The 15,745-nt window shown below is 44.8% G+C and carries 15 protein-coding genes; 13 read left to right on the top strand and 2 right to left on the bottom strand.

All coding sequences use genetic code 11. The features are described 5' to 3' along the window. Positions 1-52: 52 nt before the first annotated feature. The 9 genes from KNP99_RS10075 to KNP99_RS10115 all read left to right on the top strand — a co-directional run bounded on the left by KNP99_RS10075 (position 53) and on the right by KNP99_RS10115 (position 5,414). Entirely contained in the window at positions 53-910 is an 858-nt protein-coding gene (locus KNP99_RS10075; RefSeq protein ID WP_215193214.1) for a LysR family transcriptional regulator, read from the top strand. A 105-nt stretch (positions 911-1,015) separates the two neighbouring features. Continuing rightward, positions 1,016-1,279: a metal-sensitive transcriptional regulator gene (locus KNP99_RS10080; protein ID WP_029332497.1), complete on the top strand. Its 264-nt coding sequence runs from the start codon at positions 1,016-1,018 to the stop codon at positions 1,277-1,279. Positions 1,280-1,336: 57 nt separating this feature from the next. Beyond that, positions 1,337-1,816 (top strand): DsrE/DsrF/DrsH-like family protein, encoded by a 480-nt coding sequence (locus KNP99_RS10085; protein ID WP_088836179.1) that lies wholly within the window; start codon positions 1,337-1,339, stop codon positions 1,814-1,816. Between the two features lie 78 nt (positions 1,817-1,894). Beyond that, positions 1,895-2,200 (top strand): rhodanese-like domain-containing protein, encoded by a 306-nt coding sequence (locus KNP99_RS10090; RefSeq protein WP_088838404.1) that lies wholly within the window; start codon positions 1,895-1,897, stop codon positions 2,198-2,200. A gap of 26 nt (positions 2,201-2,226) precedes the next feature. Beyond that, positions 2,227-2,523 carry a rhodanese-like domain-containing protein gene (locus KNP99_RS10095; RefSeq protein WP_088836180.1) on the top strand — a complete coding sequence of 99 codons (297 nt, stop codon included), beginning with the start codon at positions 2,227-2,229 and terminating at the stop codon, positions 2,521-2,523. 48 nt (positions 2,524-2,571) lie between these two features. Next, entirely contained in the window at positions 2,572-3,138 is a 567-nt protein-coding gene (locus tag KNP99_RS10100; RefSeq protein ID WP_088836181.1) for a sulfurtransferase TusA family protein, read from the top strand. 31 nt (positions 3,139-3,169) lie between these two features. Continuing rightward, positions 3,170-4,306, top strand: coding sequence for an MBL fold metallo-hydrolase (locus tag KNP99_RS10105; RefSeq protein WP_214805545.1), 1,137 nt, complete (start codon positions 3,170-3,172; stop codon positions 4,304-4,306). Between the two features lie 50 nt (positions 4,307-4,356). Further along, on the top strand, positions 4,357-4,584 hold the full coding sequence (locus KNP99_RS10110; protein ID WP_029332503.1) for a sulfurtransferase TusA family protein: 228 nt from the start codon (positions 4,357-4,359) through the stop codon (positions 4,582-4,584). Between the two features lie 53 nt (positions 4,585-4,637). Then, positions 4,638-5,414 carry a sulfite exporter TauE/SafE family protein gene (locus KNP99_RS10115; protein WP_029332504.1) on the top strand — a complete coding sequence of 259 codons (777 nt, stop codon included), beginning with the start codon at positions 4,638-4,640 and terminating at the stop codon, positions 5,412-5,414. A 55-nt stretch (positions 5,415-5,469) separates the two neighbouring features. Here KNP99_RS10115 and KNP99_RS10120 read toward each other — a convergent pair whose 3' ends face one another. Next, positions 5,470-5,853, bottom strand: coding sequence for a DUF302 domain-containing protein (locus KNP99_RS10120; protein WP_088836183.1), 384 nt, complete (start codon positions 5,851-5,853; stop codon positions 5,470-5,472). Between the two features lie 184 nt (positions 5,854-6,037). Here KNP99_RS10120 and msrB point away from each other — a divergent pair, with 184 nt between their 5' ends. The 4 genes from msrB to KNP99_RS10140 all read left to right on the top strand — a co-directional run bounded on the left by msrB (position 6,038) and on the right by KNP99_RS10140 (position 15,052). Further along, positions 6,038-7,138: a peptide-methionine (R)-S-oxide reductase MsrB gene (gene msrB, locus KNP99_RS10125; RefSeq protein ID WP_214767257.1), complete on the top strand. Its 1,101-nt coding sequence runs from the start codon at positions 6,038-6,040 to the stop codon at positions 7,136-7,138. A 195-nt stretch (positions 7,139-7,333) separates the two neighbouring features. Beyond that, the gene (locus tag KNP99_RS10130) at positions 7,334-10,210 is read left to right on the top strand and encodes a S8 family peptidase (RefSeq protein ID WP_215193215.1); all 2,877 of its coding nucleotides are present in this window, start codon (positions 7,334-7,336) and stop codon (positions 10,208-10,210) included. A gap of 153 nt (positions 10,211-10,363) precedes the next feature. Beyond that, positions 10,364-12,904, top strand: a complete 2,541-nt coding sequence (locus KNP99_RS10135) for an ATP-binding protein (protein ID WP_215193216.1) — start codon at positions 10,364-10,366, stop codon at positions 12,902-12,904. Between the two features lie 621 nt (positions 12,905-13,525). After that, entirely contained in the window at positions 13,526-15,052 is a 1,527-nt protein-coding gene (locus tag KNP99_RS10140) for a diguanylate cyclase domain-containing protein (RefSeq protein ID WP_353049633.1), read from the top strand. Positions 15,053-15,092: 40 nt separating this feature from the next. Here KNP99_RS10140 and KNP99_RS10145 read toward each other — a convergent pair whose 3' ends face one another. Further along, the gene (locus KNP99_RS10145) at positions 15,093-15,737 is read right to left on the bottom strand and encodes a FusB/FusC family EF-G-binding protein (protein ID WP_215193217.1); all 645 of its coding nucleotides are present in this window, start codon (positions 15,735-15,737) and stop codon (positions 15,093-15,095) included. Positions 15,738-15,745: the final 8 nt, after the last annotated feature.

Raw genomic sequence — 15,745 nt, forward strand, 5'->3', positions numbered from 1 at the left:
AATAGATTATACTGATGTAAATGATTATAAAGGTTAATGAGGAGGGAAAAGAATGCGTCTCCACGAACTAAGAACGTTTATTTCATTAGTTGAAACGAAACACTTTACGAAGACAGCAGAACAACTCTATATTTCACAACCAACGGTCAGTCTGCATTTAAAACGGTTAGAAACGCATTTTGGACAAGCGTTGATTCACCGGCATTCCTTTAATAAGACGATTGAAATATCAGAAGCCGGACAATTGGTTTATCGCCATGCGAAAGAAATCCTGCATCAAGTGGAGCGACTCGATCAAGAGATGGATGAACTCGAGGGGCTTGTCCGCGGTCATTTGAAGATTGCTGCGACACATACGATTTATGAAACGATGCTCGAAAAAATGATCCATCGTTTTGTAAATCTGTATCCGGAAGTCGTGATTGATGCGAAATTGATGAATCAGGAACAAGTCGAACAAGCTGTGCTTCATTACGAAATTGATTTAGGTCTAGTCGAAGGAGTTGTCGAAGCACCACAAATTGAGGTAACGCCGTTTACATTCGATCGCCTCCGGGTGATTGGTCGACGAGAACTCGACCTCAGTGAGGCGACATTCATTTACCGTGAGGAGGGGTCCGCCGGGCGAGCAGCACTCGAATCCTGGTTAGCAACGAATGATATCGTTCCGCAACGTATCATTACGGTCCATTCGAATCGTCTCGTCAAACAGTTGATTGAAAATGGAACGGGTATTTCGATGATTTCCGAGCGGTTGGCGGGAGAGATGCTCGATTCAGCAAACTACCGGCTTCACAACGAAGATCCGGTTCACAATCGGACTTTTCAATTCGTGACGTTAAAGGGACAACCGACGCGGCTTTCCGAGAAGTGGATGGCGATGGTAGTGGAAGAATTCAAACAGAATTAAAAAAAGAAAACTTTTCCGTTGACTTATACCCCCATAGGTATTAAAGTATGAAATGTACCAACGAGGTATGACGAACGTCACACGAAAAAGGAGAGTGGTCTTCAAATGGAAAAATTATATGAAGATCGAATCATTCATCGAATGAACCGGATTGAGGGACAACTACATGGCATCGTCCGTATGATGAAAGAGGATGCTTCTTGTAAGGATGTCGTCACACAGCTCAGTGCGACACGTAGCGCGATTGATCGTGTCATCGGACTGGTTGTGAGTGAAAACCTCATCGGTTGTGTCAAAAATGATGAGACAGAAGAAAATCATGAACAGGCTGTTGCAGAAGCCGTTCAATTGCTTTTAAAAAGCCGGTAAAATTTTTTAGAATAATTTATACCCCTATGGGTAAAAGCAGACGGAGGAATTAGTTAAATGTCAGATGTTAAAAAAACAACGATTGTATTGTTCAGTGGAGATTACGATAAGGTGATGGCGGCATATATCATCGCAAATGGAGCAGCAGCGTATGATCACGAAGTCACGATTTTCCATACGTTCTGGGGATTAAACGCGATGCGTAAAGATGAACCGATTCAACCGGATAAAACGTTCCTCGAAAAAATGTTTGGTAAATTCATGCCACGCGGTGCAGATAAAATGCCACTTTCGAAAATGAACTTCGGTGGTGCCGGTCAAAAAATGATCAAAAACGTCATGAAAAAACACAACGCAATGCCACTTCCGGATTTGATTGAACTTGCAAAAGAACAAGACGTGAAGCTTGTCGCTTGTACGATGACAATGGACTTGCTTGGTCTGAAACAAGAAGAATTGCATGATGGGATTGAATACGCAGGTGTTGCAGCATACCTCGCAGACGCAGAAAACGGAAACGTCAATCTCTTCATCTAACTTAGAGAATGGAGGCATCACAAAGTGGATATCTTAACCGTTGTTTTTCTACTGATCGTCGCGTTTCTTGCTTACCGCATGTTTGCACCGACGAAAGGTGTCGCGAAAATCTCAACAACTGAACTAAAAAGTAAATTAAATGAGCGTAATCGGTTTTACTTGGACGTCCGGACACCGGGCGAATTTAAAGGAAACCACATTAAAGGGTTCAAAAACATTCCGCTCCAAACGTTACCGGCACAACTCGACAAAATTCCGAAAGACAAGGAAGTTATCGTGATCTGTCAAAGCGGGATGCGAAGTAAACAGGCTGTCAAGCAACTCAAAAAAGCAGGTTATCCGAACGTAACGGAAGTATCAGGCGGCATGAATGCGTGGCGCTGAACGTAAACTAAAGGAGGATGAAGTAAATGAAACGACTAACCGCTAAAGAAGTACAGGAAAAGCTTGAAAACGGGGAACACTTAAACATCATCGACGTACGTGAAGTCGACGAAGTGAAAGAAGGCAAGATTCCTGGAGCGAATCATATTCCGCTTGGTCTCGTTGAATTTAAAATGAATGAACTCGATAAGAAAAAAGAGTACGTCATGGTTTGTCGCTCTGGTGCACGCAGCGGTCGCGCGACAACATATCTCGAAGGACAAGGCTACAATGTCATCAACATGGATGGCGGCATGATGTCCTACGAAGGAAAAACAGAGTAAAAATTTTAATCTTAAATATACCCCTAGAGGTAAAAGGAGCGAATACTTTTGCAGACAATTAAAACAGACGTTGTACTTGACGCACGTGGACTCGCTTGTCCGATGCCGATCGTCCGTACGAAAAAATCAATCAAGACACTCGAACCGGGTCAAGTCATCGAAGTGCAGGCAACCGATAAAGGGTCAACCGCTGATTTACGTGCTTGGGCGAACAGTACCGGCAATCAGTACCTTGGAACGATTGAAGAAGGGGACGTGTTACGTCATTACGTCCGGAAGTCTTCCGGAAACGATCAGGAAGCTCCTGCTTTCACACAAGTAGTGAATAACGAGACACTTGAAGCAGTGCGCTCAAACGACGACGTGCTCGTTCTCGATGTACGTGAAACAGCAGAATATGCCTTTTCACATATCCCGAACGCGATCAACATTCCGCTCGGTGAGCTCGACACACGCAGTGATGAACTCGATAAAACCAAAACGATTTACGTCGTTTGCCGGACAGGCAGCCGGAGTGATCTCGCATCACAACAACTGGATGCAAAAGGATTCACGGTTCAAAATGTCGTACCGGGCATGAGCCAGTGGACGTTTGATACGGCAACGACTGTTTAATTACTAAACCGCTTAGGAGGAACAACAACAGATGGCACATGCAATGACGACTCAAGAAGTCACACAAAAAGTTATTAACCGTCAACCATTCTTTATCTTAGACGTCCGCAACGAAGATGCATTCGCGGACTGGAAAATTGAAGGTGAAAACTTCAATTATTTGAACGTTCCATACTTTGATTTACTCGATGGTGTCGAAGACATTCTCGATCAACTGCCGACGGATCAAGACGTTCTCGTCGTCTGTGCAAAAGAAGGTTCTTCCATCTTCGTCGCTGATTTGTTAGAGGAAGCAGGACGGACTGTTTCTTATTTAGCAGGTGGCATGAAGGCGTGGAGCGAGCACCTCGAACCGATTTCACTCGGAACATTGAATGAGACGGGTCAAGATCGTGGTGAAGTCGTTCAGTTCGTCCGAATCGGAAAAGGATGTTTGTCTTACATGATCATCTCGGAGGGCGAAGCGGTCCTCGTAGATGCAACACGGATGACAGATGTCTATCTTGATTATGCAGCAGCACGTAATGTCAAAATCACACATGTGTTTGATACACACTTACATGCCGATCATATTTCAGGTGGTCGTGAAATTGCTGAAAAAACGGGTGCGACCTATTGGTTACCACCAAAAGATGCGACAGATGTGACATTCGAATATGCGGCACTTGAAGATGGCAGCCATGTGCAAGTCGGGGATACACAAATCGACGTCCTTGCCCTTTATTCCCCGGGACATACGATTGGTTCGACATCATTCGTCGTCGATAACCGGTATCTCTTAACGGGTGATATCCTGTTCATCGATTCGATTGGTCGCCCTGACCTCGCAGGTCTTGCGGACGACTGGGTCGGTGACTTACGAAACTCCCTCTACACGACGTACCGTGAACTTTCGAACGACTTGATCGTGCTTCCGGCACACTTCATGTTGATTGAAGAGTTGAACGCAGATGGCAGTGTCGCGGAGAAACTGAATGTTCTCCTTGCGAACAATCACGGTTTGAACATCGAAGACGAAAGTGTCTTCCGTAAGATGGTGACAGAGAACTTGCCGCCGCAACCGAATGCGTATCAAGAAATCCGCGAAACGAACATGGGTAAGAAGACACCAGATCTCGAAACACAACGTGAGATGGAAGTCGGTCCGAACCGGTGTGCCGTTCGTTAAGCAGCTCGAAAACTAAACTAAAGCAAGCAACCATTAGGAGGAATTCATCAATGAAATCAGAACTCGTACTCGACGCAAAAGGACTTGCATGTCCAATGCCGATCGTCAAAACAAAAAAAGCAATCGCAGGACTTGAATCAGGACAAATTTTAGAAGTACATGCAACGGATAAAGGTGCTAAAAATGATTTACAAGCTTGGGCAAACTCAGGCGGTCATGAGCTCGTTAAACACGAAGAAGAAGCAAGTGTATTGAAATTCTGGATTCAAAAAGGGTAATTCAAGTTGAAGGGGGCTGCTGACAGTCCCCTTTTTTTAAAGGAGTGATCCACATGGAAATCGGTTTTATTATTACCATCTTCTTAATCGGTTTCGTCGGTTCGTACATCTCCGGGATGTTAGGAATTGGCGGATCGATCATCAAGTATCCGATGTTACTTTATATTCCACCGTTGCTCGGATTTGCGGCGTTCTCTGCTCATGAGGTCGCAGGAATCAGTGCCATTCAAGTATTTTTTGCGACGATTGGCGGCGTCTGGGCGTATCGTAAAGGTGGTTACCTGAACAAATCGTTGATCATCAACATGGGTGGAGCGATTTTGATTGGGAGCTTCATCGGCGCATATGGCTCGAACGTCTTAGCGGAAGATACAATCAACCTCGTCTACGGCATATTAGCGTTAACAGCTGCTGTCATGATGTTCGTTCCGAAAAAAGGGCTCGATGACATTCCGCTCGATCAAGTGAAGTTCAATAAAGGTATCGCAGCAAGTGCTGCCTTCATCGTCGGGATTGGTGCTGGAATCGTCGGTGCTGCCGGAGCTTTCTTACTTGTTCCAATCATGCTTGTCATCTTAAAAATTCCAACACGGATGACGATCGCTTCGTCCCTCGCGATTACGTTCATTTCTTCGATTGGCGCGACCGTCGGTAAAATCACGACGGGGCAAGTCGATTGGGGTCCTGCAGCGATCATGGTTGTTGCCAGTCTGATTGCGGCGCCACTCGGAGCAATCGCCGGGAAAAAGATGAATACTAAAATCCTACAAGTGACCCTTGCTGTCTTGATTCTCGCGACAGCAATCAAGATTTGGCTTGATATTTTATAAACAGACAAAAAACGAGTCGGTATCGTCAAAAGACGAAACCGGCTCGTTTTTTTGCTTACTTGCTTGCGTCGATGACGTGAAGCAATTGATCTTCGACTTCTTTTGCGACCTGTTTTAATTGTTCATCTTCAACGAGCGCAATCAGTGCTGTCGGACGTGGCATGCCGATTTTCGTTTGTCCATTCTCCGTAAAGACAGCCAGTTTACAAGGTAGGAAGTAACCCGCACGTCGTTCAGCTGACAGGACGCGGTGTGCTTCTTTCGGGTTACAGACTTCGAGAATATGATACTCGCCTTCAAAGTCGAGTCCCTTTTCATCTAATTTTCCTGCTAAATCGAATTCCCAAAGGACACCAAATGAAACTTTTTGGAGCTCCTCTTTCAAACGTGTGATGGTTTTTTCTGTTGAGTGTTCAGTCGTAACTGTATAATCAAACATCGATACCCCTCCTGGTGTTTAGTCTTAAAGCTATTCCCTACTTTTTCATTAAATAATCATTCAGCATCAGATGTGCAATTTTGAGGCACGGTCAACGACAAACTATGTGAAATCAAGGTACATTAGAAAAAAGACATCTAACCATTCACCCGGAACGTATGCTTTAAAAAGGAGGCGAAGGGAGATGAAGAAGCGAATGTTGACGATTCTATCCGTCGTTGCATTACTTGCCATCATGATTGGCGGGTATTTTGTTTTCCAGCAGCAACAGGCGAAGTCGAGCGGAAGTAAAGAACTGACCTATGCGAAAGAGGAGACGGCGATTTTAGCAGGGGGCTGTTTTTGGTGTATGGAACCGCCATTTGAGGAATTGAAGGGCGTGAAGTCCGTCATCTCGGGTTATACCGGCGGTGACGTTGAAAACCCGACCTACAATCAAGTGTCTGCTGAGACGACCGGTCACCGGGAAGCCGTTTTGATTACGTTTGACCCGACTGTCATTTCGTACAAACAGTTACTCGATGTCTACTGGCGCCAAATCGATCCAACCGATCCGAACGGTCAATTCGTCGATCAAGGCGAGTCGTATACGACAGCGATTTTTTATACAAACGATGACCAAAAGCAAATCGCTGAACAGTCAAAACAAGACCTGGCAGACCGCGGCATCTTTGACGACAAAATCGTCACACCTTTGATTGAGTCCGGTCCTTTTTATGAGGCGGAGGCATATCATCAGGACTACTACTTGAAGAGCGAGAAAAAGTATAAGTTTTACCGTGCCGCTTCCGGGCGAGATGAGTTCATCGACCGCTACTGGAACGATCAACCGAAACTCGATTTACCGAAGTATGACAAGTTAACGGATGCTCAAAAGAAAGCAAAATTGACCGATATTCAGTATAAAGTCACGCAAGAAGACGGGACCGAACCTGCCTTTGACAATCCTTATCACGACTTAAAAGCGGACGGGATTTACGTCGATCTGATTTCTGGTGAACCGCTCTTCTCATCAAAAGATAAGTACGACTCGAAAACAGGATGGCCCAGTTTCAGTCAACCACTCGAGCCTGGGAATATCATTGAAAAAAGTGATTTTGCCCTCGGGATGAAGCGGATGGAAGTCCGGAGTCGTCATGGCAACGCCCATCTCGGTCACGTCTTTAACGATGGTCCTGAGCCGACCGGTCTTCGGTACTGCATGAACTCGGCAGCTCTACAGTTCATTGCGAAGGAAGATTTAGAAAAAGAGGGGTACGGTCAGTATCTGTCTGAATTTAAATAACATATGCGCCCCATCCTTTCGTTCGAAAGGGTGGGTTTTCTTCTGAAAAAAAGCAGGGGGACCAAGTCGTTCGGTCAAGTGAATATTTTTCCTTTCGAAATTGTAAGGTAATATAACGAAAAAATTATCATATTTATCCAAATATTGTTTATACTTGAGAAAAGCACGATTTATTTTTCTTAAGGAGGAACAGTGGTGAAGAAGTTGACGATTTGGCTCATGTTGAGCTGCCTCATTCTGACACTTGGAGTGGGACCTTTCGCTATGAAAACGATAGCGGCAGACGAAATAGGACAGGCAATCGGATTAAAAGCAGGACAAGAAACGGTTCTCGAAACGGGGACGAACGACAAAAATACATATTGGTATAAAGTCGAACAGCAAGCAGGAATCGAAAAAACGGCATCGCACTTCGAATTATCAATTGATACGGATCAATCGATCGAAGTGACCGCCTATCCGAGTGAAGAAATGGCAGCGAAAGATGAAACATTCGATCGTTACCGGAGCTACGCTGAACCTGATGAAAAAGAAGCCATGAAACTGGCGGTTCCTTACGCTTGGGATGGCCCGTATTATATAAAAGTCGAGTACTATCCGAATATCGAAGAAGGCAAAACGACGAAAGCGGCACACGTTAAACTGACATACAATGATGTCAAACTGGCAGTCGAGTACGAACCAATCAGTGATATTAGCTGTGCAGCGGAAGAAGCGTTGAAGCAAACGACTGAAGAAAAGCCGATGCTAGCGTTGATGCACGCGATTCAAAAACAAGTGTTGAGTCAATCGGAGCAAGGACGTAGCTTAACGTCGCTGTATTACAAAGCGTCACCCTACGTCGTCAAAGCGATTTTATTTAATAAAGATAAGCGAACACAAGCAGCAGAAGACTTGAAGACGTTGAAACCAGCGATGACGGCGCTCGTCAATGGAACGACGTATACATTATCAAAAGCCGATCAGCAGGCAGTCAATCGTCTGTTTGAATTAACACGTGACGCGTCACCAGAAATCATCGCGAATGAAATCAATCAGTATGCGAAAAAAATGGAAATTTCAACGCTCGGTGGAAGCACGCTGAGTGAAACATTCCGTTCACTCGGAATGACGATTCAATCAGAAGAAAAAACACGGTTCATCGTTAAATTAAAACCAGGTCAGATGAATCGGTCGATGAAGATCGCTGGAACTCCGGCGACAGATGTTGAGCGTTTATCGCTTGGTAAAGCGGGCGACTTCGTCATTGTCACGGAAGATCCGACAGTCAAAAGTCAAACCGCGACGGCATTGAAACAGTCACTCAGCCGGTCTTCTGCCGTCGAGTATGTCGAGAAAATTCAGACGTACCGCGCAACAGGGGACATCAACTATGACTACCAGTGGGCGTTAAATAAAAATGCGATCGTCGAACAGTTACCGGATGTCGGTATCGGTTTTGAACAATTCGTCGCCAGTCCAATCAGCAAAACACTGACTCCGGTGACGATTGCTGTCATCGATACAGGAGTCGATTACCGCCTGAAAGATTTACAAGGAAAAGTCGACATCGCGAACGAAAAAAACTATGTCGATGTCAATGGAAAAGGAGATGCCCTTGACGACAATGGTCACGGGACACACGTCTCAGGCGTCATCGCGGCAGCACTCGAAAATGAATACGGCATTCGCGGAATTCACCAATCTGCTAAAATCCTCCCGATTAAAGTATTGAATGCGAATGGGGAAGGCGAAACAGATGCCATCGCACTCGGAATTAAATATGCTGTCGATCACGGAGCAAAAGTCATCAACATGAGCCTCGGTGGCGGCGAGAGTCGAACGATGGCTTACATGATGAAGTACGCAGCGGACAACGGCGTCACAGTCGTCGCGGCGTCAGGGAATGAATATGACAGTTACATCGGGTTCCCGGCGAACTCGGAGTATGCCATTTCAGTTGGAGCAACGAATCCACTCGGGATGGTCGCTGACTATTCGAACTACGGTTTCGGGCTTGACGTCGTAGCACCAGGATCAAAAATCGCAAGTCTCGTCCCGGACGGTAACACCGTCTACATGGATGGAACGAGTATGGCAACACCACACGTTGCGGCAGTCGCCGGCATCTTGGCGTCACTCGACGGGACACTGAAACCAAAAGAAATCGAAAACATCTTACGAACAAGTGCAGAACCACTCGCCTTCGAAAATCCGAATGATTGGTACGAGGATGATGAAGAGGACATGGAAGACGAGTATCCGCCTGGTAAAGCGCCAGAAAAACTTCCGGCCTACGTCAGTCCGGTATCCGGTTACGGGAAAATCAATATTTTGCGTGCCATCTCACAATTGCATTTACAAGGAAAAGTCAAACCGGTCTATGACAATCAACTCGTTGTCAGCGGGACTGTTAAGACGGGCACAAAAGTAGAAGTCTGGTCAACAAAACATTTAGCTTCGACGGTAGCAAAAGCTGGTACGTTCTCCGTTCAAATTCCACGCCAAGCAAAAGAAACAGTCTTGACGATTCGTTATGCGAATGGAACGGATGTTACATCTGAGCGGACGGAAGTATTGCCTGGGAAAGCACCTGCTGCACCGAAAGTGAATCCTGTACTCGCAGGCGCGACGAAAGTGACAGGAACAGCCAGTGCAAGTGGAAAAATCGTCATGAAGGACGCTAAGAATAAGACGATTGCCACAAGCATGGTGGATGCGAAAGGTAAGTTCAGCGTCAAAGTACCAAAACAAACAGCTGGAGCACGCCTCAGCGTGACGGTGCTTGATATCGCAAAACGTTCAAGTAAACCAACTGTCGTAACGGTTTTGGCACCACCTGCGGCACCAAAAGTCAAAGCCATCACTAGTAGTCAGACGAAACTGTCTGGGACAGGTGAGAAAAAAACACGCGTCTACGTACAAAATGCGAAAAAGAAAGTCATCGCTAAAGGAACCGTCACGTCAAAAGGAACGTTCTCTGTAAAAATCGCGAAACAAAAAGCAGGAACGAAACTTTCCGTTTATCTTGTCAACGCGCATAAACAGACAAGTGTAAAGACGTCGATCACGGTCAAAAAAGCGAAAAAATAATCTGTTTAACAGACCTTCTCCAGTCATCTGGAGGAGGTTTTTTTGTAGTCGATTATTTTTAAGGTATTTTTCGGTAGATTATGCTATTTTTAAGTAACTGAAACCATTTTAAAAAAGGCATCATCCCTGAGTGGATGGTGAGGAGGATATTCTATGATCAAGTGGATTCGGAGACGAATCGGACGCCAGTTGCTAGCGGTGTTTTATGTAGTATTACTATTAGTATCGGTGACATCATTTTTTGTTTATGACTACATGGAAACACGAATTGAATCGTCCCGAAGTGATCTTGAGACGATTAGTGAGAAAAATAGACGGGCTGATACGCTTTGGGACAATTGGCAGACCGTCCAATTTGGGTTACGCGGATTCGTGATTTTTGGAGATCAGGAACGATTTGATGAGATTGAAGCCTTACGGACTGAAATCAAAAGTGAGACGGATTGGTTTGGACGCAGAGCAGAAACGGATCAAGAAGAAGAATTCGCTGCGCAAATGTTGAACTTGTATGATTTATATTACGGGGCATTGTTCCCGCTGACGCAATCATACGTAACGGAGAAAAAAGCAAATCGCATCAATGAAGATTTTTTACAAGGTGATAGTTTGTTTTCGTTACCAATCGCGCAACGTCTTGTCGAGCAAGGTCAAATCAAACCGACGGCAGACGGATCGATTGATATCACACCAGACATCGAAAAAGCATCATCGGCACTGGAAGAATACCGTGATACGTTGCAGCAACAACAAGAAGCTGCCGTTTTAAAATTACGGACTGAAGTCGCGAATACACAATGGATTTGGATTTCAAGTATTTTTGTTTTAATCAGTTTCATTCTATTGTTCGTTCATCCGTTCATTCGTCGGATGACAAAACAGTTATTCCGCTTAATTGACGACAATCAAAAATTGACGCGAAGTGAACCGATTGAAATAGATGAGGTGGCACAACAACGTCCGGATGAAATCGGTCTACTCCGGGCCTCATTCAATCAAATGGCGATGACGACGAACGCACATAAAGATGAGATGCAGGGGAAAAATGAAGAGTTGCAAGCGCAAAGTGAAGAATTGCTTGCACAACAAGAAGAACTGCAAGCACAGCAAGAAGAATTAGAGGAAGCCTACCAGGCAACGAAACAAAATGAAGAAAAATTAAAGCTCAGAAGTGAACTGACAGAAGCCTTAGCCATTCGAGAAACGATGGAAGCCTATCCGTCAATCATCCAGAAAATGATTGATATCACGTCTTCAGAGTACGGAGCGCTTCTTCTTTATGAAGCAGGCATGTACATCGGTGCGACGACGAATGGCATGAAACAAAGTCACCTGGAAGCCTTACGAACTGACGATACGTCCGTGTTAAGTCGGATGCTGTTAGGTAAAAAAATCGTTCAATCTGAAAAACGTGTCGACCGCACAGCGGACATTCCGTACAGCTTTAGTACACACGAAGTGGCACTACCTATCTATGATCCGGCAAGTGGTCAGTTGATGGCGGCAGTTTATTTAGTCCGGTACAAGTCGCCTTACAAAAAGCAACAGTTACTTGATATGCGCGATTTCTCCCAACAAATGACGCTCTCTCTGTTACGGACACGTTCGTATGAAGAGATGAAACAAGAAAAGAAAAAAACGGAACAAGTGTTAGACTCGATTCGTGAGGCCATCATCTATCTAGAAGACGGAAATGACGAACTGTATGTCAACCGTCCGCTGTTTGACCTGATTCCGGAATTACAATCGGAGTTCACGAGTGACCGGACCTTATCATCCGGGTCCTATGTGATTGAAGTGATGCGAAGTGTAGTCGACGATCGTGACGTATTTGATGAGTATGTCACTTTAATTCGCTCAGGCATCGTTCCTCCGGATAAGTTTCAGTTCGATGTGCGAAACAATACAGCACACCTCGAAGTGTATGCGGAACGGATTGATATTGAAGGCGGATGGAAAGGTGTCATTCTTGTCATTCGTGATATTACCCGGGAAACAGAGGCGGATCGCCTGAAAACAGAACTCGTGTCAACGGTCTCCCATGAGTTACGAACACCGCTTTCATCCATTTATGGATTTACGGAGTTGATGTTGAACCGTGAAATCGATGTCATGAAGCAAAAAAAATATTTAGCAACGATTCATGACGAAACAGGTCGTTTGTCGAACTTAGTGACAGACTTCTTAGACGTTCAACGGATGCAATCAGGAGCGCAGCTCTATCAAAAGATGACACTTAATTTGTATACTGTCGCGAAACAAGTCGTCGAAATTTATGAGACGTCGAGTGTACGCCACTCGATTCGACTACGCCTCTTAAATAAGGAATTGCCAGCCATTCATGCTGACGAAGATCGTATTAAACAGCTCTTAAGTAATTTAATTAATAATGCAATCAAATATTCACCGGATGGTGGAGAAATTGACGTCGTTCTGGACTTGGATGATGAGAATGTCATCATTCATGTCATTGACGAAGGGATCGGCATACCGCCTCATGCGTTTGCTCATCTGTTTGATAAATTTTATCGCGTAGACAATTCCGATACGCGTCGTATCGGTGGAACGGGACTCGGGTTATCAATCTGTAAAGAAATCGTCAAGGAACATGATGGAACGATCCACGTTGAATCTGAAGAAGGCGAAGGCAGTACATTTACGATTCTACTTCCATTGTCTAGCGTACTTCCATCTTAAAAATACACTAAAATGCTTGCTCGTTCATTCGAGCAAGCATTTCAGCGTGTAGAAAAACTATTAAAAAGCGTAAACATACGGTATCGAGAGGCAATCCGTTCACGCTTGCCTGTCTCGCCTCGTCTTCAAAGCGGCAATCGGTCACGCCGCTACAGCAAAGCTGCAAGGTCGCGACCGATTGCTTTTCGCGGTCTAAAGCGATTCGAGACGATCGTGCGCTAAACCGTCTGCATGCCCGGCTTTCCGTCACGGTCTTCCTATAAAAAGCGTCACGTTTCGTTGACTCCTACGGGGAAAAGTGCGTTTTTAACGCACTTTCAGAGGCAGGCAAGACCCTGCTCGTTGTCCGTAAGGACCAAGGAGCAACGGCTTGCGCCTCGCCCGAGGAAAGCAACGAATAAAGATGCTTTTTCTCCCGATAGCACGTTGTCTACAGTCTGAGATGCTTGCTCGTTCATTCGAGCAAGCATTTTTTAGGGTCGACCAAACCAAATACTTCGATAGGCGGAATAGAGGAAAATAAAAAACTTTTTGAATATAATAAGAAAAGAAGGTTAAAAATATATTGTTTTGACCGATAGATGATAGGACATTAGAACTATTTGAAGGGAGGAGGACGAAGTGAGACAAAAATTAATTTATATTTTGATAATTGCTTGGATTTTGAGTCATTTTAGCTGGTTAGGTATCGTAGGAACGTCCTCCGATCTCGCACGAATCGGTAATAGTCTATTTACGACGGGTGGTGCCGTTTTATCTTCTGCAATGCTCCTACTGGCGATTTATAAACATCCCACTCGTCCCTTTACGCAACGACTATTTTCCCTGTTGCTCTTAGGAAATATCGCTTTGATTACAGGTGAAGTAGGTCAATTGGTTTTACAAATTCAGCGGGCTGAACGCTTTGGACCATTCGACTGGATTGACTTTGTCTTCAGCTTGCAGATTATCTTTTATTTGATTGCGTTTTGTTATTTTTTATTCAATCGCCGTACTCAAATCAATCTGCGATTTTTCTTATTCGATGAATTAATTATTTTGATCGTTGCAGGATCGATATCTTGGCACTATATGATTACACCCTATTTAAAAAATGCGACCGGATTTGACTTAGAAACCTTGCTGTTGATTCGCTATCCGTTAGGTGATTTGTTACTCCTTGGAGGAATGATCATCTTATTCTTTGGCGTGATGAAACGAGGCAACAGTAGATCGTTGTTGCTCGTCTTATTAGGTTTTCACTTACAACTATTAGCCGACCTTCTGTACGTCGTGTTGTATCGGGCGGACTTCCCGGTGTCCGCCATGTGGCTCGATCCAGTTTGGCTCGCGACGACGTTGACAGTAGGGGGAGCCGCGATTTTATTTAATGCAGATGAGCGGTCCATCGATTTCATGTTAAATCGTCGTGTGCTGGATTGGGTACGCTTAGTGACGCCTTATATTTTCTTGTTGATTTTATTTATCACAATGGCACGCCAAGCCGTCACCTTTAACGGATTGACCATCGGGCTGATGATTGCGACACCGTTGTTGATTTCGCGACAAATTCGTATTGTCATGGACAATCAACGGCTTCGGGAAAACTTGGAGGCGAAAGTCGACCAGCGGACGGCGGACTTAGAGCGAGCGCTTGAAGAAATGGAGCACATGGCTTATCACGATGCATTGACGAATTTGCCGAACCGGTATTTGTTTGCCCGTCTCTTTAAAGAAGAGCTGCGTCGCGCTGAAATACACGAACGGTTAGCCGCTCTGTATTTTATTGATGTGGATCACTTCAAACAAATCAATGACACGTATGGTCACCAAATCGGCGATCAACTCATCATCGATATTGCCAGCCGTCTTGAGAAAAAATTACCACACAACACCGTCATTTCCCGTCAAGGCGGCGATGAATTCGTTGTCCTTTTATTTGACGTGAAAGAAACGAACGTGATTGAGGAGTGTGGACAATTACTCGTACAATTGTTTGAACGCCCCTTTATTCTTCAAGACACACCGGTCTGCATGACAGCGAGCATCGGGTGCGCAATCTATCCGACACATGCGACGTCACGGACGACGTTGATTGAACAAGCGGATATTGCGATGTATGAAGCGAAACGACGCGGGAAAAACCAATTCTATTTACAAGCTGATTAAAAAGCGAAGCCTCCCGAAACAGGGTGCTTCGCTTTTGCTGTTATTTAGCATTTGTTAAAAATTTTTCAAGATCAGAAATCGCTGTGATGGAAGCGTTACACTGGTCGCTATCGATGCATAAGTAGTTCCCGACAGCACGATAGTGATCAGCTGATTTATTTGTTCGAACCGAGACGAGCGCGACCTCATTGTTTGTTTTACAGAGGCTGCAAATTCCGTGCTGAATGTTTGGTAAATAGGTGCTCTCGAGTCCGATCCACGTCCCGTCGAGCGGATAAACAAAAAATTTCTTTTTGTTGCTCGTATCATTCCAGCTCAAATACGTCGTCATTGAAAAATCAATCGAAAAATCAATCGTATCGAGTGGAGGAAGATGGAGTTTTTTTACCTTTGGAAAAAGTGCCTGGATTTCAGCGGGGGTGATCGTCGGAAATGGTTCGACGAACGGTTGGATTTGATCGAGATACGTGAACAGCTGTTGCTCTGAAGCTTGATTCCGGATTGTCATCAAAAGTTCCTCTTGTTCCGGGGACAGAATTGGAATGATGTCGAAAATTTTTGTCGTCGCGCTGTATAAAACGGCATCACGGACATCGGGGTCATTCACGGTCGTTAATTGTTGAAGTAATAACTCAATTTGATTCCGGATGAAATTATATTGATGGGGCTTGATGAATGGCTGCATATGATCAA

Source organism: Exiguobacterium sp. s95, assembly GCF_018618655.1.
Classification (GTDB): domain Bacteria; phylum Bacillota; class Bacilli; order Exiguobacteriales; family Exiguobacteriaceae; genus Exiguobacterium_A; species Exiguobacterium_A oxidotolerans.

What these genes read in the sequence shown, in the direction of transcription:
- KNP99_RS10075 (WP_215193214.1), top strand. Translation starts at nt 53, where the DNA reads ATGCGTCTCCACGAACTAAGAACGTTTATTTCATTAGTTGAAACGAAA.
- KNP99_RS10080 (WP_029332497.1), top strand. Translation starts at nt 1,016, where the DNA reads ATGGAAAAATTATATGAAGATCGAATCATTCATCGAATGAACCGGATT.
- KNP99_RS10085 (WP_088836179.1), top strand. Translation starts at nt 1,337, where the DNA reads ATGTCAGATGTTAAAAAAACAACGATTGTATTGTTCAGTGGAGATTAC.
- KNP99_RS10090 (WP_088838404.1), top strand. Translation starts at nt 1,895, where the DNA reads ATGTTTGCACCGACGAAAGGTGTCGCGAAAATCTCAACAACTGAACTA.
- KNP99_RS10095 (WP_088836180.1), top strand. Translation starts at nt 2,227, where the DNA reads ATGAAACGACTAACCGCTAAAGAAGTACAGGAAAAGCTTGAAAACGGG.
- KNP99_RS10105 (WP_214805545.1), top strand. Translation starts at nt 3,170, where the DNA reads ATGGCACATGCAATGACGACTCAAGAAGTCACACAAAAAGTTATTAAC.
- KNP99_RS10110 (WP_029332503.1), top strand. Translation starts at nt 4,357, where the DNA reads ATGAAATCAGAACTCGTACTCGACGCAAAAGGACTTGCATGTCCAATG.
- KNP99_RS10115 (WP_029332504.1), top strand. Translation starts at nt 4,638, where the DNA reads ATGGAAATCGGTTTTATTATTACCATCTTCTTAATCGGTTTCGTCGGT.
- KNP99_RS10120 (WP_088836183.1), bottom strand. Translation starts at nt 5,853, where the DNA reads ATGTTTGATTATACAGTTACGACTGAACACTCAACAGAAAAAACCATC.
- msrB (WP_214767257.1), top strand. Translation starts at nt 6,038, where the DNA reads ATGAAGAAGCGAATGTTGACGATTCTATCCGTCGTTGCATTACTTGCC.
- KNP99_RS10135 (WP_215193216.1), top strand. Translation starts at nt 10,364, where the DNA reads ATGATCAAGTGGATTCGGAGACGAATCGGACGCCAGTTGCTAGCGGTG.
- KNP99_RS10145 (WP_215193217.1), bottom strand. Translation starts at nt 15,737, where the DNA reads ATGCAGCCATTCATCAAGCCCCATCAATATAATTTCATCCGGAATCAA.